The 987-nt window shown below is 61.7% G+C and carries 1 pseudogene; it reads right to left on the bottom strand.

The window, feature by feature from the left end:
- Window positions 1-987 (bottom strand): annotated as a pseudogene (locus D9742_RS23595) (RHS repeat protein); the annotation flags it as partial.

The following is a 987-nucleotide window of genomic DNA, read 5'->3' as shown; positions in this document are numbered from 1 at the left end:
ACCAGCGTCCCGTCCGGCGCGGTCACCTCCTGTACCGTGCCCGTCAGGTCCGTGTGGTAATACCAGATTTTCCGGCTCTCTCCGCGCCCCGTGATGGCGGCCACCGGCGTGTACGGCTGTTCCGCATCGTACAGGTATGTCCGCTTTCCCTGCCATGTTGTCTCCTGCAACAGCCGGAACCCTTCCCACACAAACGTTGTCCGGCTTCGTTCTCCCCGGTCCGTATGGCGGCCATATGTCGCCTTGCTGATGCGCCTGCCCAGCGCATCATACTGATACCGCGTCTCGCTGTTGCTGCTGATGACCCGCGTTAACTGGCCCTGCGCGTTCCACTCCAGCTGCTGGTCCCTGCGCTCTGTCAGTTCGCCCCATTCGTTATAGCGGTAGCGGTCACGCCCGTAGCCCGGCAGGCGGTTATCCGGCACCGCTCCCTGATATTCATCCGTCAGCAGGTTGCCCGCTTTGTCGTAATAATAATGGTCATGGTCATACATCTGCCCCGTGCGGCTGGTCAGCCAGCCGCTGCGGTCATAGCTGAACACCAGGCAACCGCGCAGTTTGTCATTGATGCCGCCGACTTCACCGTCTGCGTTCCAGATATAGTCCCGCGCCGTCACGCTGTCGTTCTGCGCCGGGGGAGTACCGGTCTGCTGTGGATTCTGGCTGCCACCTGGCAGGCTGCGCTGCCAGCTTAACCGGTTGTCGGCGTTGTAGCCGCTGAACGTCGCCAGTTTCCCCTGGGTGCGCATCACCTGACGGTGCAGACTGTCACGCTCATATTCACTGACCGTGATACCGTCCAGTGCCGTCTGGAGCAGATGCCCGCTGCCGTAGTAAAGATGGCTGAGGTGCTGCCCGTTCGGTAACGTGATGTCGGTGGGATTGCCCAGCGCGTCACGCTGATATTTTATGCTGCCGTGCACGCTGTGCTCTGCCGTCAGCCAGCCGCTGCGGTCATACGCAAAGCGCACCGTGTCCGCCTGCATG

This window comes from Escherichia sp. E1V33 (assembly GCF_004211955.1).
Taxonomy (GTDB): domain Bacteria; phylum Pseudomonadota; class Gammaproteobacteria; order Enterobacterales; family Enterobacteriaceae; genus Escherichia.
The sequence above is the reverse complement of the archived record's forward strand: the minus strand, read 5'-3'. Positions and strand labels throughout refer to the sequence as shown.